The following is a 25949-nucleotide window of genomic DNA, read 5'->3' as shown; positions in this document are numbered from 1 at the left end:
GGTCAGAGGCTGATGTCCTTCCGAAGCGTGGGACCGATGAGTTTCGTCACCGGAATCGGGAGTCGCTTCCAGGCTTCTTTTATTGGCTTGTAGGCCGATTTGTCCGGATGTGGAAGTTCGACCGGTCCGTTCGGGAAGTAGTGAAAATCGTCGTACTGAGTCTTCTTTCCGCCGAAGCTCTTTTTGAACATGTACACGCCCGTCCCCTCTCTCGTCCGTCCGAGTTCGTAGGATTGGTACCCGTTTTCGTGTGCGTGCTCCATCGATTTCCACAGTAGGAAACTCCCGCCCTGAAGGTCACGGTACTCGTAATCAGTGATGACCCCCCACTGTGAGACCGTTGACCCGCAGCCGAGATTCACGATGCCGTTAATCGCTCGTCCGTCGTGTCGTACCAGTCCCAGATGGAGTGTTCCGTGGTCTGCGAAGGTTTCCCAGACCCTTTTGAAGAATTCGAAGGAGTGGGGTGGAGACCCGTGGCCTCTCACCGACTGGAGATACAGCTCGTAGTACTCGCGTAATTCGTCGAGTGACTCTCCGACGACGTACTCTAGGTCGTTTTCCCGGGCCTGATCGATTTGCCGTTGTCGACTCTCCTTGAGACCGTCCCACATCTCATCGTGGCTGACGCCCACCGGAACGTCGAAGGTGACGAACCGATTTTCGTGTTCGAATCCCTCGAATTGCGCGTGGTCGACGGTCGTCCCACGGAGACTGACGAAATCAACTCCCGCGTCGTCCGCGATACGTTTCGCCTGCCGGACGAGATGCGTGGTCGTCGACTCCGGTGCGTCGTCGGCCAAGATGACCGACCCGCGTTCACCGTACGGGGGTGAGACGAGCTTCGAACCAAAGAGACGGCTTCGAATCTCGACGAGGGGGAGTGCGCCGACGATGTCACCCCCATCTCGGGCGGCGAGCCAGTGCGTGTCGTGTCCGTAATTCCGACTGGCTTCGCGCCATCCCCACAGTCCAAACGGGGGACCGTCGTTCGATTCGACGAAGTCGTTCCACTCGCGCCTGTCTGTACAGTCCGTCACCGTCAACCGCGTCTTTGTCTTGCTCGTACTCATCTTCAGTGGTGGGAGGTTCCCTTCGAGACCTCGTGATTGGTTCGGGGCCGCGGTTCGTCGAACACGTCCTGCCCAAGTTCCGCACGGATCAATTCGCTCACTGGTCCGAACTCGAAGGTCGTGAGGAGCCGTTCAACTTTGTCTGCTAACCGCTCGATTCCCGCGAAACTCACCGCTCGTTTGTGGAACTTCGGTTCCGACACGGGGACCGACGGGTTGAACTCCCACGGGTGGAAGTACAGGTTTGCCGGAATACTCGACTCGTTCAGCCGACTGACCGCCCACTCGAACAAACGAATCGGTGTGACCCGCGCGTAAAACCCCCCACCGATGGGGAGTCGTAACATCGTATTGGTCACGGCGAGGGGCGATTCTACGAGCAACTCTCTTTGGCTGCCGACCGCCGCACTCGAATCGAACGGCCGTCCGGGATGCACCCGGTACGGTCTCAACGGCCCTCCGGGGACGCCGTACATCGGCGTCTTCACCGGGAACACGCTCGAATCGTATCGGTACTTGCTCCGTGCGAGGACTTCGAACCCCCATTGTGTTCGTCTCGTCAGCGAGAAGTTCGGAAGTCGAACCCCCATCGGGAACTCGCCCGTCACTGATTCGATTGCAGCACCCGACTCAGCCAGTTCCCGCTCGAACTCGCTCGGCGAGAGATCGAACAGCGGTCTGTGCGTCTGTCCGTGAGAGCCGATCTCGTGTCCTAACTCGTGGATTCGGTTGATGAGCCACGGATACTCGTCGGCGACGTCTCCCACGACAAAGAAGGTCGCCGCGACGTCGTGTCTGTCGAGTAAATCGAGGACGATTTCCGTGGATTCTACGATACGGTCTATCGGGTCTCTCACCTCGTCGACGAGGAGTGTCGCAGTGTGCCAGTGCTCCAGGTCGAAGGATATCGAATTCCGTACACAGTCGTTACGCTTCTCGCTCACGCGTAAGACACGGGTTGACGGTAGCGACTATTGTTATATATTTGATAATCAGATTATTGTTAAGTTAGCGCGTAATATCACTCGTCCTTACATCTTCTATTCGCCCCTAGACACCCGTCAGACACGGTTTCGGCGTAACAGTCTGCGTGTGAACGTTCCGGACGATACCTGACGCCGGACGGAGGGTGGCTCTACTCCCGCCGATAATCAGATAACTGACTGACACTAACCATTAGGTGGTCTCCCGTTGAATACGCTGTTGCTAGCATGACAGATACGACTGCGTCCACTAGTGGCACGCCTCTCTCGAAACTGGCCGACCGTCCCAACGTGAATAACGTCTTGGTATTCGTGTCCGACGCGATGCGGTACGACTTCCTCCCGGACGAAGTGCGACAGTTGGGGGTGACGGCGAAGGCGATCTCCGCGAGTACGTTCACGGCGTCTTCGATACCGTCGTTGACCACGGGCCTGTACCCGGCGACACATGGCGTCTGGATGTTCGACGACCGACTCCCGGAACGGCCGCCGTTACTCGACGACGATGCATATGACGTCGGATTTGACACGGAGACGGTGTGGATCGAACTCGACGCGCCCGATAAACCACCACTCCAGATTAACCACGTGGATACCGAGCGGACAATCGAAGACCTCGAACCGCCGTTCGTCAACTTCGTCCACGACGTCGGACCGCACGCTCCGTACGGGTTCGAAAACGGGGTATTCGAATCAACGAAAGAGTTCTTCCGAACGCACGAGAGGCGTCGTCCGCAGTTGGTGAACCTCTACCGCCAAGACTGTCACAACTCCGCGCAGCGATTCCTTCGGCTGTACGAACGACTATCCGAGGACGGACTCCTCGACGAAACGTTAGTCGTGTTCACGAGCGACCACGGTCAGTGTCTCGGCGAATGGACCAACGGTGGGCGCTTTGGGCACGGCCACCCGATGGCCCCGGAGAACGTGGAAGTTCCGGTCGTCTTCGCGGGGGCGGGACTGCCCGAAGGCGAGACGTACGACCCACTTCTGAGCGGTGTCGACGTCGCCCCCACGGTCATCTCTGCGCAGCGCGGAGAACCTCCCGCAGACGTGGACGGTGTCGACCTCTGGCGGTCCACTCCACGACCGACCCGAAAAGTCCGTTCGGACGTCTGGCAGCACCTCGACGTCGACGTCGCGGGGAGAGCGGTCGAACTCTCCGTCTACGCCGCGACATCCGCGTGGAATCGGTCGGGCGGATACGTCTTCCACCGGAAGTCCTCGGTCCAACGACTCGGTGCGATCGGATACGACAATGTATTCCGGGGGTACTCCCCGGCGTGGCTCGGAAATCTGTCTCCGACGAAGGCGCTGAACATGCTCTCTATCGCCTTGACGAGCAGCATGACCTACGGTGCCCCGGATTTCTCAAGAGACGAAGCGCAACGCGTCGTCCCCTCGCGTCTCGAACAGGCGACACACGAGGCGTCAGACGCCGGACTCAGCGACGAGCAGAAGACCCAACTGCGCGACCTCGGCTATCTACAGTGAGCCCCCTCGGCGTCGAGTCCTGATTCACCCGATTCGTCTATCTGCAAACTCGCTTCCCGCCCTCCAACCGGGTCAAACGGTCCCCTCGTCAGCGGTCGAACGGAGGATACTCGGTCGACGACGACCGACTGGATTCGAACAGCCGACTCATCGAGTGGAGAATGATCGCGGTGAAGCAAGCGAGCAACCCAGCGAGCACGAACAGCGTCGAAGTGACGGCCATACCGAGTTGGAACTCACCTGTCGTCAGATAGTTAGAAATCGTGAAATAGGCGATGAAGATTCCGACGGTCGAACCGAAGAACCCGGGAACGCCGAGTGCAGTCAACGGGCGTTCGAGTTCGACGGTCTTCAGGATATTCGACACGAGAGACAACCCGTGTGCGATAGGATGGTGGCTACTAGCGTTTTCGACGTCGTAGTCTATCGTGACCCCTACCTCTTCGAGTCGGTAATCGTTGTGATGGGCGTGATACAAGATGTCGATACTCGCGTTCATCTGGTCGCCGATACCCGAATCTAAGTTGATCGAGCGTATCGCCTGGTCGTTGTATGCGCGAAACCCGCTCTGTGTGTCGGCGACACGAGACTCTCGCCTCACGACGCCCATACTCAAGTTGGTCATGAGGTTGATGACTTTGAGACCGAACCGTCGATAGAACGGTGCGTTCGTCGACGCCCCCGCCACGAACCGGCTCCCGATCACGATGTCGGCGGCGGTCTCGTCCAGCTTACGGAGTAACTTCGGGACGTCGTTCGGGTCGTGCTGTCCGTCTCCATCGATGGTTACGAGCCTGTTCGCGTTCCGCCTGTCCGCTTCTCTGAACGCCGTGTTCAACGCGGCTCCGTACCCGCGGTTCGTTTCGTGTTCGATGACGGTCGCACCCGCATCGCGTGCAGCGATGGCCGTTTCGTCACCGCTCCCGTCATCGACGACGAGGACCTCGTCGACATACGGTGCGACGCTTTGTACGACGGACGCTATCGTCGTCGCCTCGTTGTATGCCGGAATTGCGACGATAGCCGGCGATTCACTCGCCGATTGTAACTGGTCGCCGTTCGTCCGCTCTCGCGGTCTCGCTGAGGAACGCTCCGTCAGTTCGACGGAGCCGTCCGAGTCTCTCCGAATGGGCCGAGAAAGGACGTCTGTGTCACGCTTGTTCGATTCGTCCAGCGCGCCTGTCGTTGCATCGGCGTCGACGAACACTTGTTCGACGGAGTCGTTCAGGTGGGAGACGATGACGAGGGTCTGACCGTCGAGCGCGCTCGCGAACGTCTTGTACGGATTGACCCGCCCTGCCTCGATAACCGGGTCGACGACGGTTGCGCCCAGCTCGGAGACGACATCTAATTCGTCTTCGTCGATAGACCGCTGATACGTGACGAAGACGTCGAACCCGTTGTTTCGAGTGTGGACGACGTCTCGTGGCAACGTGAGGATGTTCTCGTCGGTCGCGACAAATCCGATAGCGGGTTGCTCAGCATCTCGTTCGTGTGACTCGTGTTCTCGCTTCATCTCCCGACCACCCCCCGTCCTCGTATCGACTGCCAGTAGCGGCTCATGTTTTCCCGTGTTCCATCCGCATTCCAATCACTCACCGAGTCGTCTACCCGACCGCTGCCTATGGGTACAGCGTCGCTCATCAAGCTTCGGACCGGTATCTCCGGTTAACACGTCAACTCACGACGTATTTAATCTATTGATTACTCTACCTCATGGAATTTAATACTAGAGGTGAGAAATTATGTCTGGTGGTAAGGTCACGATGTTCGATTTGTGCTTCGAAACCGAAGGTCAGGCGGCCGGTTCGCGGTCATTCGCCTTTCCGTCCCACTACCGTGGGGTCTTTGTTCGGTCGGTCGACGCGGAGTGTCGATATCCGGTATCCGAACCTCGATAATATGGTTGTAATCTCGCTTGCGTTGTCGTGCGCCTCCACGTAGACGAGCCGGCACCGTTGTCCGGTGAGCGACGATTCCAGCCCCATGAGTACGGACGGCGCAGTCCCCTGAACGTCGATTTTGACGACGTTCGGCTCGGGGATTCGACCGGCTTCGACGAGACTGTCTCCGGCAATCGTTGTCGTCGGTATGGATGTGAGCGCCTCTCCGGTGGGATACCTCGTGTCGAGCGATCCGTGTTGTGCACCCGCATCGAGGGTGTCGTAGAGGTGAAACCTCTCTTCCGAACTCCCGTCGGAGAGCGGCCGTTCGACGACGGTCGCGTCAATCGAGTTTTCGGTGAGGTTCCGTCGAAGCGACTCGGTGTTCGGTGGATACGGTTCGAAACCGACGACAGCCACGTCGGGGACGCTGGACCCGACGAGGCAGGCATAGATTCCCATGTTTGCGCCGACATCGTAAAAGACGTCGCCAGCCCGTACGTTCGAGAGCACGTGTTCCAATACTTCGGCTTCGTCCCGGATTCTGTGCCGAAGGTTGTTCCACTCGACGAACGTACGAGGGCGGAACGTGGCTGTCGCCTCTCCGCAGGAGAACTCGTAGGCCGGGTGGGTGCGTAGATACACCTCGACTGTCGTCTCGAAGAGTCTGTTGCCGACGCTGTACGCCGGGGTCCCCCACAGGAGGTCTCCGATTTTGGAGACGAAGGTCATCGGGGAAGACTATCGCCGGGAACGCGCAAATAGTTGCGGGTAGCACGCACCCGACGAGGAAGTCACCCCAATCGCAAGTCAATTTACGTTCTTGAGAGCCTCTTCGTTCAGCAAACACAGACTCTCAAGCACAACGTGAATCATCTTGATAATCAATCATGATGAGGTGAAAAGTAGCGGAGGAGAAGACAATCATGTGGAAGTCGATCATCGTTCCAGCGAATCAATCTGTGAGCGTCGTCGCGTCGCTTCGGTCACTCTCGCCCGAAGGGGTTCATACAGTCGTCGTTTCGGAAGACGAAACTGTCCCGGCGTTCGCATCGAAGTACGCGGACGAGACCGTCGTCGTTCCATCACCGCACGAGGACGTCATCGCGTACAAAGATGCGCTCGTCTCGCTCTCGATGCGCCCCGACGTGGAGGCAATACTCCCCATCAGGGAGGAAGACGCCTACGTCCTCTCACGGTACGTCGAGGATTTCAAACCGCATGTCGAGATCGGCTGGCCGTCGTTCGATGCCGTCAGGGTCGCGCAGGATGGGTATCGATTGGCTACTGTTGCGGAAGACATCGGACTCCGCGTTCCGAAGACGGAACTCCTCACGGACGTGACAGACTGGGATCGAGAGCTCATCGTGAAACCTCGGTACGGAATCCTCACTCACGATTACGTGGACCATCTAGAGGCGACGGAGTGTGAAGGCAGGCAACGCCCCGAGTACATCCCGAGGGGAGTCTCGCCCGACGTCGACCGGCTCATCGAAGACATGCTTGGCCACGTTCCCGTGGTGCAGGAGTGTCACTGGGGGGAGGAGTACTCGTTCCGGGCACTCTACGACCACGGCGAGCCGGTGAAGACGAGTCTCCGACGGCAACTTCGCGGAAAAACGTACGCTGGCGGGATGAGCGTGTTCCGGGAGATGACACACGACCCAGCGGTCGAGGAGTTGGCCGAATCGTTGCTTACTCATCTGGAATGGAACGGGCTCGCGTCAGTTCAGTTCATCAAGGAACGAGAGACCGGCGAGTTCTACCTCCTCGAAATCAATCCGCGAGTGTGGGCTTCCGTGAATCTCGATATCCGCGCCGGCGCTACCTACCCGTACGACTACTGGCTCACGAATCAGGGTCGGAAAGACGAGATCAGACCGGGGTACGAGGAAGGCGTCGCGACGCATCTACTCGTCGGCGAACTCCAGTATCTCAGGAGCGTCCTCGTCGACGACTTCCCAAACGTCGACAAACCGTCGATGAGGGAGGCGTTCGTCGACGTCGCTTCGTCCGTCTACCAGCACCCCCACTTCGATTACATCTCGTTCGACGACCCCAAACCGTTCGCACGAGGTGTACTCAACACCCTGTTCAGTGCATCGTGACGCAGTCACGCCCCGGCCGCGGGTCAGCACTCGAACCGTGTCGGTCGGAGAACGTCGTACCCCGTAGCGGCAGGGTAACTATTCGTTGCCCGCTCGCTAGCGACACTGTGCCATCATGGATATAGGACTCTCGACGTTCAAGCTGTTCCTCTCAAAGACGGGACGTGCTCTACTGATGTTCGGTGGCATCATCTACTTCTCCCGAAACCTCGGGCAGACGCAATTGGGTATCTTCTTCCTGTTCTTTGCCGTCCAAGGATTGCTCTCGATTCCCGCCGATTTCGGCCTCCGTTCCGCACTCGAAAAACGGCTGAGTGAGGGGGAAGACCCCGTCCGGACATTGAGTTCCGCACTCGCTCTCAAACTGGTGTTGCTCACGGTGGTCTCACTCGGCGTCCTCGCGTTTCGGGGCCGAATCAACGACTATCTCTGTGGAGACCTCGCAGTGTTGTTGGTCCTCGCCGTCTTCCTCCGGGAGCTCTCGCTGCTGTACATTCATGCGGTGCGGGGCCGACTTCGGGTCGGCCGTACCGCATCAATCGAGTTCGCCCGCCGGCTCACTTGGGTCGGGCTCGGTTCGTTTTTCGTCTCGCGTGGATATGGACCGAGGGCATCGTCTACGGACTCTTAGCAGGCTCAGCCGTCGCGTTGGTTTGGGCGGTTCTCGCCTGCGACATCGGCCTTGGTCGGCCGACACTCCCACAGATGCGGTCGCTGGTCGATTTCTCGAAGTACGACGTCGTGAACTCCGTCGGGGGGAGCATCTACCAGTGGATGGACTCTGCCTCATCGGGTTTTTCCTCGTCCAGAGTTACGTCAGCGCGTACGAGGTCGCCTGGCAGGTGACGCTGCTCGTCCTCATGTTCAGCAAGTCGATCTCGTTGACGCTGTTCCCCCAGATCAGCCAGTGGAATGCGGATTCGTCGGCGAAGCAGATAGAGTCGACCATCTCGACTGCCATCGGGTTCGCGGTGTTCTTTTCTATTCCCGCTGTGGTCGGGGCGGTGATATACGGCTCCGACGTTCTCGAATTCCTTTTCGGTCCTGAATACGTCATCGCATCGCTGGTCCTCGTCGTCTTGATGATAGAGAAGTTCTTCCAATCCATCAACGATATCGTCGGGGTTTCGGTCAGGGCAATCAACAGGCCGAACCTCGCCGCGAAAGCGACCGTCGCCGCCGTCGGTGTCAATTTAGTCCTGAGCCCGATTCTCATCGTCACTATCGGATTCGTCGGTGCCGCGGTGGCGACGACCGTCTCGTGGGTCGTAAACGCACTCCTTCAAACACGCTATCTCGGCCGATACGTCGATTTCTCGATTCCGTACCCCCTCATCGGATGGTTTACGCTCTCGTCAGTGGCGATGGGCGTTGTCGTCTACGGCGTCAAGACGCAGTTCCCGGTCGATACCGTGTTCTCGTTAGTGTTACAGGTACTGCTCGGGGGACTGCTCTACCTCGCGTTCTCCGTGTCGATTCCGGACGTCAGACACCGTATCGTGCTGCCCGTGGTTCGATTGCTCGCATCCCGTTACGTTTCGGACGAACGGCGTTCAGGGCGTGGACAGACGAGCGATAAGTAGCCGCGATTCAATTCAATTGCTCGTCTCCCAGAACACCCGCTGCGGAGTGCCGTCTCTCCCGAAGAGCCGACCGGGGTGCGGGCCGTACCACCAGAAGAACAGCATCGTCTTCCGCGATTTGATTCGCCGAATCGTCCGCGGGGAGACGACGCGTCTCGCCTCAAGGGTCGTCTCTCGTTCGTCGTAGAGACGGCGATAGATGTTCCAGAGCGAAGACGGCCGCCGAGTGAGTAGCAACCCATACACTGACCACAGAACCGTCGAGACCACTACATAGCGCATCGGGAGGTTACGGAGTGCGAGTTTGATTCGGTTCCCGACCAGCCGCTCCTGCGTTTCGAGGTCGGTACGTCGTGCTTCGGGCGACTTCTTGTGCCAGACGGCGACTTCGGGCGTAAAGAGGATATCGTAGCCACTTTCGTGGACGCGGAACGAGAGGTCCATCTCCTCGAACCCGTACACGAAATCCTCCGGGAAATCACCGACTCGGTCGATGACCGCGCTTCGAATCGCGTTTCCGACGCCGACGAAGTTCGTCGCGCGATACGGGACAGTCGGCGTCATGTCGAATCGCGGTGGGTCGGGCGTCTCGTGGGGGTTCACCTCGTCGGTCCGGTAGTCGCGGCACTGGAAGGCCAATACTCCGATTTCGGGATTCGACTCGAACAGACGGACGACGGTCTCCGTCGCATCGGTACTGGTCAATACCGCATCGTCGTCGATGGTCACGAGAATGTCGCCCGACGCGAGGTCGTATCCGATATTCCGCGCCTGTGGGACGCCCATCCGGCCGGGGAACTCGTGATAGTGGACGGTCGGTTCGTCGAAGCGACCGCCGTCTTCAAACATGGTCGAGGTCTCGTCCGTCGAGTTACTGACTACGATTACCTCGATAGGGTCGTAGGTCTGGTCGAGGATGGACTCGATAGCCTCTCTCAGGTCGTCCGGCCTGTTGTACGTCGCCAGAACGTACGACACGAGCGGGTCAGTGGACGGATCTGTCGATGCCACAATCATCCGATACAACATCGTATCTCAGTAAAAGCGTTTCGGGGGTGGTACGTTCGCTCCGGTTTCTCCAAGGCGAATCGAACCCTCACAGGTCGTCGGAGTATCCGTCTGATCGCCCCTCGATTCTCACGATAGTCACCTCGTCGTTCCGGAAGACGACCGTTCCAGCTTCGGTCACGTCCTCGGCATGCTCACGCGAGAGAGACGTAATCGGGAGACGCTCGGACCCGGAAACGTCCCTGACGCTCCGTTCCCGAATGAACACGTACCCGCGTTGCAGTCGGCTCTGGTCGAACTCTGGGTGCCAAGGGCTCCGCAGTCGCTCGATTCGGACGTCGTAGTACGTCTCCGGAGTCGTCGAACGGAGCAGTTGGTAGCTCACCGAGTCAGTGTATATCGTGACTGTGTCGTCCGAAGGTGAGGCGGCACTCGGAGAGCGGTACGAACCGGAACCAGTGAGCCCGGCGTGTTCCTTGAGCCACGCGGCACCAGCGCGTTCGTCGTCAGTGAATACGTAATCGTTGGCGTTCGAGTCGAACGTGGCTGTGTCCGCGTTCCCGACCGCGGCATACGCGGCACCCGAGTTGAGGACGAACAACGCGCTGAGAAGAACTGCGAGGAGCGACCACCTGGGACGGAGGTCTCTGGGTTTCCCGAGGCGTTCGAGCGCCGTGACCGTCGCCGCGAACAGAGTCCGAAAGCCGAGGGCAACGAACGGTGCGAGGACGACCAACACCATCTGGTACGTCCTGTCGGCCCAGAGGTTCGCGATGACGAAGAACGTCGACGCGAGGAAGACGAACATCGGTATCGAGAGCGCAGTGTACTCGACGTACTCCGTGCGTTCGCCGCGACGTAATCGAACTCCGTGAGTGACGACCCGTGACAGCAATCCAATCCCCAGCAGTGCGGTCAGGACCAAGTAGACGAGGACGTTGAGTTGGTCGAGTACGGTCACCTGGCCACCGATGTAGTTCGCACCGGTTCCGACCGCCGTGCCAACGACGAGATTGGCGACCTGCTGTCCGATGACCAACGGCATCCGCAGAATCTGGTTCAGCAACTGCGGCGAAAACGTCGCGTACCAAGCGATGGCCAATCCGAGAAATGTGACGGGGTATACGACCGAGCTATCGTGTTCGAACTCGTCGACGACGCGACGAACCACACCAAGCATGAGATGTCCGGCGAGCAGCGACCCGCCAAGCACGAATGCCGTCCCGTAATGGGTGTGAATAACGCCGATACTCAGTAAGACGGCGACGGCTTTATTGCCGACTGTCGATAGGCCGTGCTCGAACAGGAGCAGCAAAAGCAGTACGACGAACAACTCCGAGAGTAACTGCTTCCCCGGAGTGAGAGAGAACGAGATGTGATAGAAGATGAAAAAGAAACTGCCGAGCAGCGCCTCCCGGTTCCCAAAGATACGCCGTCCGACGTAGTAGATCCCGACGGGGACGAGTGAAAAGACGAACACGTACGCGACCTTGAACACCGCCGCGACTGAGACGTCGGCGAGTGTCGAGATAGCAGCCGGGACCGCGGTCACCATCGGGAGCGCCGTGATTCGACTCCCGACGCCGGGCGACCAGACGTGGGTCTCCTGTATATGCTGGGCGAGGAAGTACTGGAACTGGACGTCTGCACCGATGACACCACCGGTGAGGAGGTTTCGATGGAGGAACGTCGCAAGTCCGATGAGGAAGATGGCCAATGGGTACTGCGTCGGCGGGAGGAACCGAGTCGGGCTGACCACGACGGCAGCGGCGACGAGAACGACGAAGAGGAACATCAGCGAGGCGTCCCCACCGTCGTTCATGAACCCCGCGGCCAGTACCGCAACGACTGGAACAGCTATCAGCCCCGCAGTCAAACGAGTCGGCGCGACCCAGTCAAATCGCGCCTCTGGTGTTTCAACAACGTGCAAAAGCGCGGTTATCAGCAGCAACACGACGGTCAAGGAGATAGCCAGCGGTTGCAACGAAAACGTGTCTTGGACGTTCAGTAGCGGTGTGAGTACGCCGACCGAGGTGACGAACAACGAAAGGAAGACGAGGCTCAACCCGACTGCGTAGAGTACGGCTTCTCCACCCCGAGTAATCCGGAGCCGAGCGAACTGCGTGAGTAAGAGGCCGGGCAAGAAAAATAACAGGAGGAGCGTGCTTCCAACCCTGAGACCGGAGACGAATATCCCAGCCGAACCTAGTCCAAGAGTCAACCAAAACAGCGCGAGTAGCGTCACGATAGTAAGCTGAATCGATACTGTCTGTGAGAGAGATGGGTGCGCTACCCTGTTCAATTTCGGAAACATGGTCGTGATTCGAAGGCTATGATTCGAGATATCACCCAACCAATGTAAGTAATAGGACCGTTATTCGATACTTTCCTCAGACGATGAATGATGGCTTGTCCCGGCGCTCGTCTGGACGAGTCACCGCCGACGCTGACTGAGAACCGAACCCTCGGCGATAGTCAAGAAGACGGACGAGTGGATGTGACACTCGGCCTCACGACGAACATCAAAATAGGTTGAAAATCACACACGTTTGTAACTATAGCCGGTGGAGAAGTGTTGTCGGTGGTACTGTCCTCATCGCTGTTTGATTAGGTAGAGTATACCGGGAGTATACGCGGGCCTCGACCACCGGTGCCCGGCGGGGACGCGGCTGAGAGCCTCGAAATCGGCCGCTTCGTTGGCGGTCAAAGTAATTACAAATTTAGTCTTGTAATGAAAGTGCGAATTAAGCCGGGAGCCTTGACAGTTAGTGATGACATATTCCCAACAGTAAGTCGCCAAACCGGGCGGCGGCGGGAAAATATCGCATTCGAAGTTGAACCTGGGACATATAATCCATGTCTATAATCCGAAAAATAAAAAATTTTAGATGTTAATTTTGACGACGGAGACGTTCAGGCCACTGACTAAGACACAAAGTAACCTTGAGTCGACATTGCGATGTGGGTAGTGTCATGGCAGACATTAGTGGGCAGACAGTTCTCGTCACAGGCGGTGCCGGATTCATCGGGAGCCACATCGTAGACGTACTGGCCGAGGACAACGAGGTCAGAGTCGTCGACGACCTCTCTTCGGGTTCTGCTTCTCGACTTCCCGACTCGGTAGAGCTGGTACAGGCCGATATTCGGGATTCTCGCGCGATCGCCGAAGCGACGTTCGACGTCGACCTCATCTTCCACCAAGCGGCGAAAGTGAGCGTGAGCAAGTCCGTCGACGACCCGTTCAGATGCCATTCTGTGAACACGACTGCGACGCTCAGACTTCTTGAGTCGGCCCGGCGAGAAGACGCGCGAGTCGTTCTCGCGTCGAGCGCGGCAATCTATGGACGCCCCAGAACCGTCCCGGTTCGCGAAGACGAACCCAAAGAGCCGAAATCGCCGTACGGCTTACAGAAGCTCTCGATAGACAGATACGCCCGACTGTACCACGAACTCTACGGTCTGGAGACGGTGGCGCTTCGATATTTCAACGTCTATGGGCCACGACAATCGAACGGAGACTACAGTGGTGTCATCGGTACTTTTCTCGAACAAGCGCGGGCGGGCGAACCGATCACCGTCGACGGAGACGGCAAACAAACACGCGATTTCGTCTACGTCGACGACGTCGTACGTGCGAACCTCCTCGCTGCGAAAACAGACGAGTTCGGTGTTGCATACAATATCGGTACGGGGTCTGAGACGGCGATTCACGAACTCGCGGAAATCATCAAGAACGCGACGGCCAGCAATTCCCCAATCGTCCACGGCGACCCACGACGAGGAGATATCCAGCGCTCGTGTGCGGACATCTCCCGTGCGGAGAGTCGTATCGGATATGCCCCACAGGTCGCACTCGATGACGGTGTCAAGCGGTTACTCACCTCCTATGGAGCAAGCCCATCCACAGTGTGAACCCACTGCACACTGAGAGAGTCGACAGTACATTGCGAAGGGCTTGGTAAGTCGAAAAATCGACGTGCCGTGGGATGGGTCTCGTAGACCGCTCAGCCGACGGGTTTCGAGAGAACACGGGAGCGTGAGCGAACAGCGAACGCCCTGATCGGCGTCGCTGTACAACTCCACGCGACCGGGTGTTCACTTGGAGAGACAACACGTCGTCTCGCCGACATTAGTCCTGCCGATCGCTATCGGGATTAATGCCGGTATATTGTTCTATTTTTACAATATAAACTGTGCAAAGCCCGCCCTTGACGTCGAATCATTGAGCCGGTCTGGTATCGGTCCGGCGACTGCGTTCTCTATCACTTCTCGGATAATACGCAATCCCTGAGAGACCGTGTTCCTCGTTAAGTGACTCGAATGTCTGCCCTACTCTGTTGATTAGAGTTGAGTGGTCGGCTTGGCCATTCTGAGCGAAATTTAATGAAATATATCTTTTAGATTCTCAACGTTCGAATCGACCGCATTTATTATCCGTGGGACAGCCCTCGTTCGAGCGTCCGTGAGTAGTTCACGATACTTGCATTCCCATGTCCATTCTACCGACCCGATTCTGTGTTATGTTAAACGCTTTCTCCGGAACTACTTGCTCGCACATCTGCTCGCTCACACGACCTCCGGCGGTGAGTAGCGCCGACCCTCACGCGGCGATCACCGATACTATTTATACGGGAAGCGCAATGGGACTGACATGAGCCGACAGCGACAGCGCAGAGTGTTAGTTGAGCGCGCCCGACCGCCGAATCGACCTACTTCGAGGTACGAGCCATGTCGTTGACGGGGGCGTTCACGAACGCGATTCTCCCGATTCTCGGCGTCGCCGTCGTCGGGTATCTCCTCGCGCGAACGACGGACATCGACGTCGGGCCGATAAACACGCTCGGACTGTACGTACTCATCCCGGCGTTGGCGTTCCACAGCATCGCCACGACGACCCTCGGGGGCGGGGAAGTCCTCAAACTCGGCGTCGGCGTCGTCGGCTACGCGCTTCTCATGATTGCCATCGCGTGGGGCGTCGGCCGACTCGCCGGTGAATCGGGACCGCTCCTCGGCGCGCTCATGTTGGCGGCGGCGTTCCCGAATTCGGGATTCGTCGGAATCCCGCTGTCCGGGTTCGCCTTCGGCGAAGTCGGACGGACGACCGCCGTCATCTACCTCACTATCCAGAACCTCGTCGTGTACACCCTCGGCGTCTACATCGCGTCGAACGGCTCCGATAGCGGGGTGCTGGACGCCGCCACCGAGATATTTCGGCTCCCCCTCCTGTACGCCATCGTTGCCGGCGTTCTCGCCCGTGCGCTCGGGCTCGTCCCGCCGACCGACTCGGCGCTCATGGAGACCGTCGGACTCGTCGGCGACGCGTCGATTCCGGTCATGCTGCTCATCCTCGGCATCCAGTTGGCCGAGACCAACGTGTCCGTGATATCGCGGTCGCTCGCGCCGTCGGCGCTGAAGCTCGTCGTCGCGCCGCTCGTCGGGTTCGGCCTCGCGCTCGCGTTGGGGTTCGGCGACCCGACCGTCGCGAAAGTGTTCGTCCTCGAATGTGCGACCCCCGCCGCGGTCATCCCGCTGGCGCTCACCATCGAGTACGCCGACGACACGACGGTCGACGGCATCACCGCGCCCGAGTATCTCAGCACGACCATCTTCACGACCACCGTTGCCAGCGTCGCCGTCCTGACCGTTCTCGTGGCTGTCTTACAGGCGGGCGCTCTGTACTGAGCGCGACGACGGCGGTATTCGAGGCGTTCACCGGTGATGCCTCCCGATTCACATTTCGAAATATCGTTTCGGTCGCGCAACTCGCGCCTCGTCTGAGCGCCCGGTAGACGGTTCCCCCGCCAGTTGCGGAGCCGTTCGATTGCGGTCTCGCAAACGCTTTGCGTCCTCGCGACGGCCGCTTCTCACGCGGAGTTTGGGGTGCAAGCGCCGCGAAGATTCGCACCGTCTACGCGGGAGGTATCGGACAGAATCTGTCTGTTGGCCCCACGGCCGTTCCTCCTCGTCTCGTAAACTGCGAGTGCTGACAGAATATATTACAGACGTACGCTTGTAATAGATATATTACGCATGTACGTCTGTAATGGCGGTCGAAAATACGGGTCGAGTACCGGCGCAGATACCTTCCGCCCTCGCGACTCCACGCCGTATTTTCGATATGAAAACGGATGTTCGAGAGCCGTCCGACTCGTCACCACGCCACACTCGTTCGACGCGCGAACGGCGGCCGTCGTTGCCGGTCGAACCCCGCACAGCTCGCGTGAGTAGGACGGTCGCCCGGGTTCGACGAGCGGACAATCTCCCGTACGTGGCTCCGATTCCGCTCGCCCCCGCGGAGTACGTCGTTCAGTCGCCGACAGATTCCGTCACGGTTCGCTCGCAATCATAGTTGTCTATTAATAATTTACAACACGCGAACGGGCCGGGGCGTCCGCGTGACCGTCGCCGACTCGCATAGCGTCGAATCACCGTGTGAGGCCTCCTACTGCTAGTCCAGTCGCGTTGGCCGTCGACCTCAACTCTGCACCGTCGTTTTCCTCTCGAAAATCGTTCGAGTCGCTCGCGAGCGCTCGACGAACTTCTGACCGCATTCCGGCCACCAAAATATTTAATAATTGATACTGTTTGACTCAATACGTCATGGTATCCGAAAAGCGGTTCGTCCAGGCGGACGACGTAGAGACGATTGGATTGGACTGGGGCACGCTCAAGTGGATGAACACCCCCGAAGTCACCGGCTCTGAGGGGTTCAGCGCCGGCGTCGTGTTGCTCGAACCCGGAAAGGGCCACGAGCGACACACCCACCCCGACAGCGAGGAGATACTGTACTTCCTCGGCGGCGAGGGCGAACAGACCATCGAGGACGAGACGCGCACGGTCGGCGCGGGCGACATGGTTCACATCCCCAGCGGCGTCGAACACAGCACCATCAACACGTCGTGGGAGCCGCTTCGGTTCCTCGCGGTCTACTGCCCGCCCGGCCCGGAAGCCGAGATTCGCGACGACGACGACGCGACGATTTTCCCGCCCGGCGAGTTCCCGGGTAACTGACCCGCGCGGGCGAGCGGTTTCTCCCCGACGCCGTCCCGACCGCGTCGCTCTCCCGGCGCCCGGTCGCCGGTCGTTTCTTCCGAAATATTAAAGTCGTATGCGATGGCCTGTCAACTCGGATGAAGTATACTCGTGCCGAATCACTCGACCGTATCGAATCCACGATCGAATCCGGTGACCCGGTCATCGGTGCCGGTGCCGGAACCGGCATCTCCGCGAAGTTCGCCGAACGCGGCGGCGTCGACCTGCTCATCATCTACAACTCGGGGCGCTACCGGATGAACGGTCGTGGCTCCCTCGCCGGTCTCCTGCCGTACGGCGACGCCAACGAAATCGTCGTCGAGATGGGCCACGAGGTCATTCCGGTCGTCGAGGACACGCCGGTACTCGCCGGCGTCAACGGGACCGACCCCTTCCGCGAGATGAGCGTGTTCATCGAAGACTTGCGCCGTCGCGGCTTCTCGGGCGTCCAGAACTTCCCGACGGTCGGACTCATCGACGAGGACAGCAGCTACCGGAAGAACCTCGAAGAGACCGGCATGGGCTACGACAAGGAAGTCGAGATGATTCGCGAGGCGAGCGAGCAGGGTATGCTGACGTGCCCGTACGTCTTCACCGAAGAGCAGGCCAAAGCGATGACCGAAGCCGGTGCCGACGTCATCGTCTCCCACATGGGCCTGACGACCTCCGGCGACATCGGCGCGGAGACGGCGCTCGACCTCGACGACGCGGCCGAGCGCGTGCAGGCGCACCACGACGCCGCAAAGGAAGTCCGCGACGACGTGCACGTCATCTGCCACGGCGGTCCCATCGCGTGGCCCGACGACGCGGAGTACGTCCTCAACAACACCGAGGGCGTCGTCGGCTTCTTCGGCGCGTCGAGCATCGAGCGCCTCGCCACCGAGGAGGCCATCGAGGACCAAGCGCGCAAGTTCAAGGACATCGACTTCTGAGAGCGCCGAAAGGAGCTACCGAACGCGGACCGTCGCGAAAGCCGCCTCGCGCACAGTCGAATTACTCGACCGCGTACACCTTCGCGTCGGTTCCGCCGAAGTACAGTCGCCCGTCGACGAGCGCCGGACTCGACCCGACGCCCCGCCCGTCGATTTCCATGAACCACTCTTCCTGTCCGTCCGTCGTGATGGCGTGGACGCCGACGCCGTCGCCGTCCGACTGCCGGTGCGTTCCGACGTAGAGCACGTCCTCCGTCAGAACGGGGCTGCTCCCGACCTCCAGCGCCGGCGTCTCGAAACTCCAGTTCTCAGCGCCGCTCTCGCGGTCGAAGCGGAACACCTTCGCGTGGTTCGTCGTCGGGTCGTCGAGGGTGTTGTACGGCGTGTGGCCGACGTAGACGGCCTCCTCGCCGACGGCGACTGACCCCGAGATGTACCGGCCCGCTGTGTCGGCCAGCCACTCCCGTTCGCCCGTCGCCGCGTCGGCGGCGTGAACGTTCCCGTTCCAGTCGGTGAAGTAGACGGAGCCGTAGGCGACCGCCGGACTCGACCATATCATGTCGCGCGTCTCGTACCGCCACTCGACTTCGCCGGTCGACCGCGACAGCGCGTACAGCGCCTCGTCGGAGGAGCCGACGTACACGCGGTCGTCCGTGACCGCCGGACTGCTGACGACCTCGTCGCCGACCTCGTACTGCCACTCCGTCTCGCCGGTCTCGGCGTCGAGGGCGTACACCCAGCCGGTCTCCGAGACGTTGGCTTCCTCGGCGTACCACGCGCACGCGAGGTTGTGACAGCCGACGCCGGTGTAGACCGTCCCCTCGTAGACGGTCGGGCTCCCTCGAATCAACCCGCCGAACGCCCGGGACCAGCGTTCCTCGCCGGTCTCGGCGTCGATGGCGTACAGGTGTTTGTCGTACGACCCGATGTAGACGACGCCGTCTGCGTACGCCGGCGTCCCCTCGATTCGGTGTCCCGCCTCGAAGGACCAGCGTTTCTCGCCGGTCTCGGCGTCGAGCGCGTACAGCGAGCTATCCGCGCTGCCGATGTAGACGACGCCGTCGGCGACGATTGGGCTCCCCCAGAACGCGTCGCCCGCCTCGAACGTCCACTCGACGGTTGGCTCCGAGTCGAGCGGGGACACGTCGCCGATGTAGCCGGTGTTGTACCGTCCCCCGCGGAACGTCGGCCACGAGGTGACCGGCTCGGACACGGGGTGGTTCTGTGACGCTGACGCGACCGGTCGCTGACACCCCGCGGCGAACGTGAGCGCGGACGAGGAGAACGCGGCGAGAAACCGTCGTCGGTTGGTCCGTTTCATGTCCCGTGTGTTCGAGTGTCACGAAATAATATTGTCGACTGACTGACGGCGACCGGGGACGAAGAATCCACCTCGAAATGCGAGACTGAGCGCCGGGACAGGAACCGGAACGAGAGTCGAACGAGAGTCGAACGAGAGCCGAGGAGAGAGTCGAAACGAGAACGAACCGAACCGGAAGCGAGGAGGGGTTGAATGGAGCGCAATCGGTCGCGCCGCGGGGTGCGAGGTCGGTGCGGTCAGACGACGAGGTATTCGTCGAGGTCTTCGGATTCGAGTTCGTCCACGGTGCCTCTGTAGACGATGTCACCCTGGTCGAGCACGTAGCCGCGGTCCGCGATGCGGAGCGCCTCGCGGACGTTCTGCTCGATGAGGAGTACCGTCAGCCCCTGGTCGGCGATTTCCGCGACGGAGTCGCCCACCGCCTTGACGATTTGCGGGGCCAGTCCCTCGGTCGGTTCGTCCAGCAACAGCAGTTTGAGGTTCGGGAGCCTGAGGGTCCGCGCGATGGAGAGCATCTGCTGTTCGCCGCCCGAGAGCGTCCCGGCCTGCTGGGCCCGCCGCTCGTCGAGCCGCGGGAACAGGTCGTACAGCTCGTCTATCGACATCGTGCTCTCGCCGCCGCCGAGGCCGCCCCGGCGGATGGTGTTCCACCAACCGCGGGTGATTTTCGACATTTCGAGGTTCTCTTCGACCGTCAGTTCGGTGAACAGCCGCCGCCCCTCGGGGACGACGCCGATGCCGCCCATGGCGATGTTGTCGGCCGGCCAGTCCGTGATGTCGTCGCCGTCGAACCGAATCGACCCCGACCGGACGGCGGGCGGTTCGGTCCCGGCGATACTGCGGACCGTCGTCGTCTTCCCCGCGCCGTTGCGGCCGAGGAGCGTGACGACCTCGCCCTCGTCGATGTCGAGGGAGACGCCGCGGAGGATGTGGCTCGGGCCGTAGTAGGCGTGTACGTCGTCGAGTTCGAGCAGGCTCATTGTTCCCCACCTCCGAGGTAGGCCTCGCGGACGGCCGGATTCTCCCGAATCTCCTCGGGGGTCCCCCGCGCGATGAGCCGACCCTGATGGAGCGTGAAGATGCGGTCGGAGACGTCGAAGACGATGTCCATGTCGTGTTCGACGAGGAAGATGGTCATCCCCCAGTCGGCCAGCAGGTCGTGGATGAGGTCGACCGTTATCTCGGTCTCCGTCGGCGACATGCCGGCGGTCGGCTCGTCCATGAACAGCAGGTCCGGGTCGGTCGCGAGTCCGATGGCGACCTCTAAGCGCCGCTTGTCGCCGTATGGGAGCGAGCCGGCTTCCATCCGGGCCTTCGAGTCGAGGCCGATGGTCTCAAGGATGTCGTTCGTCCGCGCTTGGACCTCGTCGAACGAGTCCCGTCGGCGGAAGAAATTGACCCGGAACGAGCCGTGTTCGGCCGCGAACGACGCGACCTGCACGTTCTCCCGCACCGTGAGTTCGGGGAGAATCGACGCGGTCTGGAACGACCGACCGACGCCGAGCTGTGCGATTTCGAACGGCTTCATGCCGACGAGTTCGTTCCCGGCGTAGAACACCTCGCCCTCGGTCGGACGCAGCCGACCGGTTATCGTGTTGATGAGCGTGGACTTGCCGGCGCCGTTGGGGCCGATGAGCGAGACGAGTTCGCCCTCTTCGACTTCGATGTCGACGCCGTCGAGCGCCGTGAGCCCGCCGAACTCCTTGGTGAGTCCGTGGGTTTCGAGCAGCGCCATCAGTTCTCACCTCCCGAGGAGTCGCCGGTCGAGTCGCCACCCGTGATAGAGTCCAGCAGTTCTCTGGGCTCGCGGAGCGCGCCGGTGAGGGCGGTCGTCATCCCCCAGATGCCGTCGCGGTAGACCCACACGACCGTGGTAAACGAAAGTGAGAGCAGGAGCAGCCAGTAGTTGCCGAGCGTCGGGAAGCCGTTGACGATGCCCTTGAAGTAGAAGAACACGAACGTCCCGATGACCGGCCCGGCGAGCGTGCCGAGTCCGCCGAGGACGGTCATGACGACGACGTCGCCGCTGACGGACCAGTAGAGTCGCTCGACGCCCGCGAACTGGGTGTTGACGGCCATCAGGCCGCCGGCGAGGCCGACGATGGACGCGGACAGGAGGAACGCCGCGAACTTGTAGCGCCAGACGTCGAGACCGACGAACGCCGTCCGCGTCTCGTTCTCGCGAATCGCCTTGAAGATGAGCCCGTAGGGCGACTTGCGGATGCGCGTGATGGAGACGACGACGGCGACGAAGAAGACGCCGACGAAGAGGTAGAGGTTGTTCACGATGAGTTCGCCGAGGAACCCGCCGTACTGGTGTTCCAGTTCGAAGAACCCGAGGACGGGCGACCGCGGCACTTCGAGGCCGTTTATCCCCTTCGTGATTTCCACGAGCGGTTCTCGGGCGAGGAAGTAGAGGAACTGGCCGATAGCCAGCGCCACGATGGAGAAGTACACCGTGTGGAGGCGCAGGAGAATCAGCGCCGCGATTGCCCCGAGGGCGACCGCCGCCAACGTCCCGACGACGATGACCGCAAGCGGGTCGTTGTACACGTGAATCGCGAACAGCGCCGAGGCGTAGCTCGCGGTCCCGAAGAACATGGCGTGCCCGAACGAGAGGAGGCCGGTCTGGCCCAACAGGAGGTTGAACCCGAGCGCGAATATCGACCAGATGAGGATGGTAACCGCGAGCCCGTGATACCCCTGGAAGATGTCCGAGACGACCGGTGCGCGGCCGAACGCGTACGAGAACGTCAGGACGAACAGCACCGACGCCAGGAAGACGAACGACTCGGTGTGCTTGATTCCGTCCCAGGTGTCCCAGCTAATCAACGACGATTCTTCGTCTACGGTCTTGTGGATATTGTCCGTGCTCATTGTCCGACCTCCGCCGAGGGGAAGATGCCGCTCGGCCTAATCGTCAGCACCACGATGGCCAGCAGGTAGATGCTGGCCTGCGTCATGCTCGGTTCGAGTTCCGTCGCCACCGCGAAGGTGAGTCCGGCGAGCAGCGCGCCGACGACGGTCCCGCGCAAACTGCCGACGCCGCCCATGATGACGATGACCAGCGACGGGATGATTATCTCCATGCCGATTTCGGAGGTCACGTTGAACAGCGACCCCCCGAGGACGCCGGCGAGCCCGGCGTACGCGGCACCGACGGCGAATATCAGGAGGAACGGCCGCCCGACGCGGATACCGAGCATCTGCGTCATCTCGGAGTCTTCGGTGCCCGCCCGCACGGCCAGCCCGTAGTCGGTGTATTTGAAGAACGCGAAGATGCCGGCGACGAGCAACAGCGTGAGCGCGACGACGAGGACGCGTATCGTCGAGGCCGCGCTCATCCCCGGCGGCGTACCGATGACGGGAAGCGAAATCGCGCCCGTGAGCCACTCAGGTCGGGGGTAGATGGTCCCCGTCCGGCCGAAGAGGATGGCGACCAGCTCTTGAGCGGCGATGAGGATTCCGAATGTCACCAACAGCTGGTCGAGCAGTTCTCGCTCGTAGAACGGTTTCGCGATCCAACGCTCCATGGCGACGCCGAGGACGAAGATGACCACCGGCGTCAACACGAGCGCGGGGACGAACCCCCAATCGAGTCCGACCTGCCCGAAGTCGCCTAAGAGCCCACCGTACTGTTCGCTCGACGCGATGAGGAGCCCGATGTACGCGCCGCTCAAGTAGAGGACGCCGTGGGCCATATTCACGTATTTGAGCGACCCGAACACGATGGAAAGCCCGACCGCGACGAGCAGATACAGCGACGCGACGCTCAGTGCGATGAAGAGGAATCCGACGACCCCGTCGATGTTCATCGCTTCCACCTCGGTACAGATGTGAGTAACCACTTCATGGTGTGCACGATTATTCATGCATTCTTCAGTATGTTAATCTTGTGCTTCGCTGACTTCTGACGCGCCAGCGGTCCCGCTCTCCGGATGCGGCGGCGGCGGTCGTCTCCGGGCGTCGACGCGAGGCCCGTGCGACCGAGAAAAAGCGGCGTTCGAGCAGTCGAACGCGGGTGGGGTGACCGCGTAGGGAGTCCCGACTGCCGAAAAGGGAGTTGGTACGTCGTATCGAGGCGCGGTCAGGTCGTCACTCGTCTCCGTACTCGTTGTCGCCCATGGCGCAGTTGGACGCCGGGAACTCGCTGCACTCGTAGACGAGCGGGTCGGTCGTCTCGACGATCTCCGTCCGGATGCCGAGTTCCTCGGCGCGGTCGTCGCCGACGCCCTGCACCATGTACCACGGCCGTTCGACCTGGTGGTCGCACGTCCGGAACGCGGAGTCGCCCCACGCGAGGCTCCACTCGAACTCTTCGAGCGTTCGGACCACGGTCGGCGGGTGGAAGGTCCCCGCGTCCTCGACGGCGGCCGCGTACACCATCATCGACTCGTAGGTGTGCAGCGAACTCTGGTTGGGCGTCTCGCCGTACTCCTCCTGGTAGGACTCGACGAACACCTGACTCGGTTCGTTGTCGGCGTTCGGGTTCCACGGCTCCATGCCGAGGACGCCTTCGGCGTCCGCGCCGAGCGGGTCGAGGGTGAACGCGCTGACGTGCGGGATGATGACCTCGATGTCGTCGGTCAGGCCGGCGTCTCGCAAGCTGCGCGAGGCCGCTGGCCGCGAAGTTACCGAAGCTGGAGAAGTACAGCGTGTCGGCCCCGGAGTCTTCGAGCGCCTGAATCTGGGAGCTGTGGTCGGTCTCGCCTTCCGCGATGGCGGCACCGCCGGCGTCCTCCCACGGACCCTGCTCGGTGAGGTACTTGCGGGCGGCGTCGCGGTTCGACTGCCCGTAGGAGTAGTCCATGTAGATGTGGAACAGCGAGCGGTCCTCGCCGAGGACCGAGGGCGCGGCCTCGCCCATCGCCATCCCGATAATCTCCGCGTGGAACGTCGGGTGGAAGTAGTACCGCGAGCAGTTCTCGCCGGAGATGCCGGCGGACGTGGAGTTGCCGCCCATGAACGGGACCTTCTCCCGCTGGGCGACGTTCTGCATCGCCATCGTCACCGTACTGGACATGCCGCCCGTCCAGAACTGGATGTTGTCCCGCTGAATCATCCGGTCGATGTTGTCCTGTGCCGTGTCGGCGCTCCCGGCGGTGTCGGCCTTCGTCGGCTCGACCTGGTAGCCCATGATGCCGTCGCCGCTCAGTCGGTCCCAGTAGTCGACGAGGCCGCCGCCCTCGTTCAGGTGCTTGACCGCGAGGTCGAAGCCCTTCTCCTGGTCTTGACCGTCGGGACCCAACGCGCCGGAGGTCGGCCCGTTGAATCCGATGCTCACGGAGTTCCCCTCGGGCGGGAAGTTCCCGATGGCTTCGTAGTCTTCGCCGCTGTCGTCGCCACCGGACGTGTCCCCGCCAGAGGAGTCGTCGCCGCCCCCGCCGCCGCTGTTGTTCTCGCCTTCGGAACCACCCCCACCGGAACAGCCCGCGAGTCCGGCCGTGAGTCCGGCCGTCCCGATTGCTTTCAGATAGCGTCGCCTGGATTCGTCAGTTAGCGCTGGTTGATCAGTCATGTTTCTTCGGAACGCTGGTAGTCACATGGTGTCATGGTATAGTTAAACTTTGTGATTATCCGGGTAGAAAACAGGTCGTACGGGCGATGTCGTGCGCGAAATCCCGTGCGCTGGCGCTCCGGGCGTCGGTGCGCGGAGCGAAGCGCTCGCTCGTCGCCGGAGTCGGCGTCGGGCGTCTTACGCCGAGGCTCGCATCCGGCTGTCGATGGCCTTCGCGAGCGTTCGCGCGAACTCGTCGTCGTTGATGTTCGCCGGCGATTCGATGACCTCCACGTGGTCGTCGAGATGTTCGCGAAGCGCGCCGAACAGCGCGTCGTCGGCCTCGGGGTCGTAGAACTCCTCGCCCTCCGCGTCGAGCATCGAGACGCCGCCGAGCGGGAGCGCGAGCGCGGTGGGGCCGGTCGCGGCGTTGAGCTTCTCCGCGATGATGCGGCCGAGTTCGGCGTTCTCCTCGGGCGTCGTCCGCATCAGCGTCACCTGCGGGTTGTGGACGTGGAACTGCCGGCCGTCGAACTCGTCGGAGACGGAGTCTCTCGGCCCGAAGTTGACCATGTCGAGCGCGCCGGTCGAGACCACCTGCGGGATGCCGCGCTCGGCCGCGGCGTCGAGTCGGTCGGGGCCCGCCGCCAAGACGCCGCCGACCAGTTCGTCGGCCCACTCGGTCGTCGTGACGTCGAGCACGCCGTCGATGACGCCTTCCTCGATAAGCGACTCCATCGCCCGACCCCCGGTCCCGGTCGCATGGAAGACGATGGTCTCGTAGCCGCGCGCTTCGAGCCAGTCGCGGGCCGTCTGGACGCACGGCGTGGTGACGCCGAACATCGTGATTCCGATGGTCGGTTTGTCCTCGGTCTCGACGTCCGGTTCGTTCGACACCATGCCGACCATCGCGAGCGCCGCGTTGGAGATGACGGTCCGAGAGAGCTGATTGAGTCCCTCGATGTCGGCGACGGAGTACATCATCGCGATGTCGTGGTAGCCGATGTACGGCTCCGTGTCGCCCGAGGCCATCGT

Annotated in this window: 20 protein-coding genes and 2 pseudogenes; 9 read left to right on the top strand and 13 right to left on the bottom strand. The window is 61.0% G+C overall.

The features are described from left to right. Positions 1-2: 2 nt before the first annotated feature. Positions 3-1073, bottom strand: coding sequence for a GNAT family N-acetyltransferase (locus tag ATB1_RS16720; RefSeq protein WP_052368081.1), 1071 nt, complete (start codon positions 1071-1073; stop codon positions 3-5). A gap of 2 nt (positions 1074-1075) precedes the next feature. Further along, on the bottom strand, positions 1076-2017 hold the full coding sequence (locus ATB1_RS16715) for a polysaccharide deacetylase family protein (RefSeq protein ID WP_052368079.1): 942 nt from the start codon (positions 2015-2017) through the stop codon (positions 1076-1078). A 267-nt stretch (positions 2018-2284) separates the two neighbouring features. On the opposite strand from ATB1_RS16715, the gene ATB1_RS16710 reads away from it, so the two are divergent. After that, positions 2285-3550: a sulfatase-like hydrolase/transferase gene (locus tag ATB1_RS16710; RefSeq protein ID WP_082256467.1), complete on the top strand. Its 1266-nt coding sequence runs from the start codon at positions 2285-2287 to the stop codon at positions 3548-3550. 88 nt (positions 3551-3638) lie between these two features. Here ATB1_RS16710 and ATB1_RS16705 read toward each other — a convergent pair whose 3' ends face one another. Then, positions 3639-5066 (bottom strand): glycosyltransferase family 2 protein, encoded by a 1428-nt coding sequence (locus ATB1_RS16705; protein WP_082256466.1) that lies wholly within the window; start codon positions 5064-5066, stop codon positions 3639-3641. A gap of 298 nt (positions 5067-5364) precedes the next feature. Continuing rightward, positions 5365-6165, bottom strand: coding sequence for an FkbM family methyltransferase (locus tag ATB1_RS19975; protein ID WP_052368075.1), 801 nt, complete (start codon positions 6163-6165; stop codon positions 5365-5367). Between the two features lie 194 nt (positions 6166-6359). Between ATB1_RS19975 and ATB1_RS16695 the strand changes: the two genes are divergently transcribed. The 3 genes from ATB1_RS16695 (at position 6360) to ATB1_RS22545 (ending at position 9124) form a co-directional block, all read left to right on the top strand. Beyond that, entirely contained in the window at positions 6360-7541 is a 1182-nt protein-coding gene (locus tag ATB1_RS16695; RefSeq protein WP_042665781.1) for an ATP-grasp domain-containing protein, read from the top strand. Positions 7542-7656: 115 nt separating this feature from the next. After that, a complete protein-coding gene (locus ATB1_RS22550; RefSeq protein ID WP_198526134.1) occupies positions 7657-8172 on the top strand; it encodes a lipopolysaccharide biosynthesis protein in 516 nt (171 codons plus the stop codon). Between the two features lie 139 nt (positions 8173-8311). Further along, positions 8312-9124, top strand: a complete 813-nt coding sequence (locus ATB1_RS22545) for a polysaccharide biosynthesis C-terminal domain-containing protein (protein WP_198526133.1) — start codon at positions 8312-8314, stop codon at positions 9122-9124. Positions 9125-9136: 12 nt separating this feature from the next. On the opposite strand, the gene ATB1_RS16685 is transcribed toward ATB1_RS22545, so the two are convergent. Together ATB1_RS16685 and ATB1_RS16680 are read right to left on the bottom strand one after the other, a co-directional pair. Beyond that, the gene (locus ATB1_RS16685) at positions 9137-10141 is read right to left on the bottom strand and encodes a glycosyltransferase family 2 protein (protein ID WP_042665780.1); all 1005 of its coding nucleotides are present in this window, start codon (positions 10139-10141) and stop codon (positions 9137-9139) included. A gap of 79 nt (positions 10142-10220) precedes the next feature. Continuing rightward, positions 10221-12275, bottom strand: a complete 2055-nt coding sequence (locus tag ATB1_RS16680) for a DUF2206 domain-containing protein (protein WP_157837760.1) — start codon at positions 12273-12275, stop codon at positions 10221-10223. An 830-nt stretch (positions 12276-13105) separates the two neighbouring features. Here ATB1_RS16680 and ATB1_RS16675 point away from each other — a divergent pair. The 5 genes and pseudogenes from ATB1_RS16675 to ATB1_RS16660 all read left to right on the top strand — a co-directional run bounded on the left by ATB1_RS16675 (position 13106) and on the right by ATB1_RS16660 (position 18096). Next, entirely contained in the window at positions 13106-14044 is a 939-nt protein-coding gene (locus ATB1_RS16675) for an NAD-dependent epimerase/dehydratase family protein (RefSeq protein WP_042665779.1), read from the top strand. Positions 14045-14164: 120 nt separating this feature from the next. Then, positions 14165-14242 (top strand): annotated as a pseudogene (locus tag ATB1_RS21785) (IS6 family transposase); the annotation flags it as partial. Positions 14243-14860: 618 nt separating this feature from the next. Next, positions 14861-15814, top strand: coding sequence for an AEC family transporter (locus tag ATB1_RS16670; RefSeq protein WP_042665778.1), 954 nt, complete (start codon positions 14861-14863; stop codon positions 15812-15814). Between the two features lie 918 nt (positions 15815-16732). Next, positions 16733-17143 carry a cupin domain-containing protein gene (locus tag ATB1_RS16665; protein ID WP_042665777.1) on the top strand — a complete coding sequence of 137 codons (411 nt, stop codon included), beginning with the start codon at positions 16733-16735 and terminating at the stop codon, positions 17141-17143. 119 nt (positions 17144-17262) lie between these two features. Beyond that, positions 17263-18096 (top strand): phosphoenolpyruvate hydrolase family protein, encoded by an 834-nt coding sequence (locus tag ATB1_RS16660; RefSeq protein ID WP_042665776.1) that lies wholly within the window; start codon positions 17263-17265, stop codon positions 18094-18096. Positions 18097-18157: 61 nt separating this feature from the next. On the opposite strand, the gene ATB1_RS16655 is transcribed toward ATB1_RS16660, so the two are convergent. The 7 genes and pseudogenes from ATB1_RS16655 to ATB1_RS16625 form a co-directional block, all read right to left on the bottom strand. Next, positions 18158-19417, bottom strand: a complete 1260-nt coding sequence (locus ATB1_RS16655; RefSeq protein WP_042665775.1) for a PQQ-binding-like beta-propeller repeat protein — start codon at positions 19415-19417, stop codon at positions 18158-18160. Positions 19418-19653: 236 nt separating this feature from the next. Then, entirely contained in the window at positions 19654-20397 is a 744-nt protein-coding gene (locus tag ATB1_RS16650) for an ABC transporter ATP-binding protein (RefSeq protein WP_042665774.1), read from the bottom strand. After that, a complete protein-coding gene (locus tag ATB1_RS16645) occupies positions 20394-21152 on the bottom strand; it encodes an ABC transporter ATP-binding protein (RefSeq protein ID WP_042665773.1) in 759 nt (252 codons plus the stop codon). The genes ATB1_RS16650 and ATB1_RS16645 overlap by 4 nt, the downstream gene beginning before the upstream one ends. After that, on the bottom strand, positions 21152-22294 hold the full coding sequence (locus tag ATB1_RS16640; RefSeq protein WP_042665772.1) for a branched-chain amino acid ABC transporter permease: 1143 nt from the start codon (positions 22292-22294) through the stop codon (positions 21152-21154). Before ATB1_RS16640 ends, ATB1_RS16645 begins: the two co-directional genes overlap by 1 nt. After that, a complete protein-coding gene (locus tag ATB1_RS16635; protein WP_042664448.1) occupies positions 22291-23232 on the bottom strand; it encodes a branched-chain amino acid ABC transporter permease in 942 nt (313 codons plus the stop codon). The genes ATB1_RS16640 and ATB1_RS16635 overlap by 4 nt, the downstream gene beginning before the upstream one ends. 280 nt (positions 23233-23512) lie before the next feature. Continuing rightward, positions 23513-24935, bottom strand: a pseudogene (locus ATB1_RS24445) (substrate-binding protein). 177 nt (positions 24936-25112) lie between these two features. After that, the coding region (locus ATB1_RS16625) for a Tm-1-like ATP-binding domain-containing protein (protein ID WP_042665770.1) at positions 25113-25949 on the bottom strand (837 nt) is incomplete at its 5' end.

Source organism: Haloferax sp. ATB1 (assembly GCF_000730175.1).
The sequence above is the reverse complement of the archived record's forward strand: the minus strand, read 5'-3'. Positions and strand labels throughout refer to the sequence as shown.

Bases quoted from the DNA above. Each gene is read 5' to 3' on its own strand.
- ATB1_RS16635 (WP_042664448.1), bottom strand. From the start codon at position 23,232: ATGAACATCGACGGGGTCGTCGGATTCCTCTTCATCGCACTGAGCGTC.
- ATB1_RS16670 (WP_042665778.1), top strand. From the start codon at position 14,861: ATGTCGTTGACGGGGGCGTTCACGAACGCGATTCTCCCGATTCTCGGC.
- ATB1_RS16720 (WP_052368081.1), bottom strand. From the start codon at position 1,073: ATGAGTACGAGCAAGACAAAGACGCGGTTGACGGTGACGGACTGTACA.
- ATB1_RS16655 (WP_042665775.1), bottom strand. From the start codon at position 19,417: ATGAAACGGACCAACCGACGACGGTTTCTCGCCGCGTTCTCCTCGTCC.
- ATB1_RS16695 (WP_042665781.1), top strand. From the start codon at position 6,360: ATGTGGAAGTCGATCATCGTTCCAGCGAATCAATCTGTGAGCGTCGTC.
- ATB1_RS22550 (WP_198526134.1), top strand. From the start codon at position 7,657: ATGGATATAGGACTCTCGACGTTCAAGCTGTTCCTCTCAAAGACGGGA.
- ATB1_RS16710 (WP_082256467.1), top strand. From the start codon at position 2,285: ATGACAGATACGACTGCGTCCACTAGTGGCACGCCTCTCTCGAAACTG.
- ATB1_RS16640 (WP_042665772.1), bottom strand. From the start codon at position 22,294: ATGAGCACGGACAATATCCACAAGACCGTAGACGAAGAATCGTCGTTG.
- ATB1_RS16685 (WP_042665780.1), bottom strand. From the start codon at position 10,141: ATGATTGTGGCATCGACAGATCCGTCCACTGACCCGCTCGTGTCGTAC.
- ATB1_RS19975 (WP_052368075.1), bottom strand. From the start codon at position 6,165: ATGACCTTCGTCTCCAAAATCGGAGACCTCCTGTGGGGGACCCCGGCG.
- ATB1_RS16660 (WP_042665776.1), top strand. From the start codon at position 17,263: ATGAAGTATACTCGTGCCGAATCACTCGACCGTATCGAATCCACGATC.
- ATB1_RS16645 (WP_042665773.1), bottom strand. From the start codon at position 21,152: ATGGCGCTGCTCGAAACCCACGGACTCACCAAGGAGTTCGGCGGGCTC.
- ATB1_RS16650 (WP_042665774.1), bottom strand. From the start codon at position 20,397: ATGAGCCTGCTCGAACTCGACGACGTACACGCCTACTACGGCCCGAGC.
- ATB1_RS16675 (WP_042665779.1), top strand. From the start codon at position 13,106: ATGGCAGACATTAGTGGGCAGACAGTTCTCGTCACAGGCGGTGCCGGA.
- ATB1_RS16665 (WP_042665777.1), top strand. From the start codon at position 16,733: ATGGTATCCGAAAAGCGGTTCGTCCAGGCGGACGACGTAGAGACGATT.
- ATB1_RS16705 (WP_082256466.1), bottom strand. From the start codon at position 5,066: ATGAAGCGAGAACACGAGTCACACGAACGAGATGCTGAGCAACCCGCT.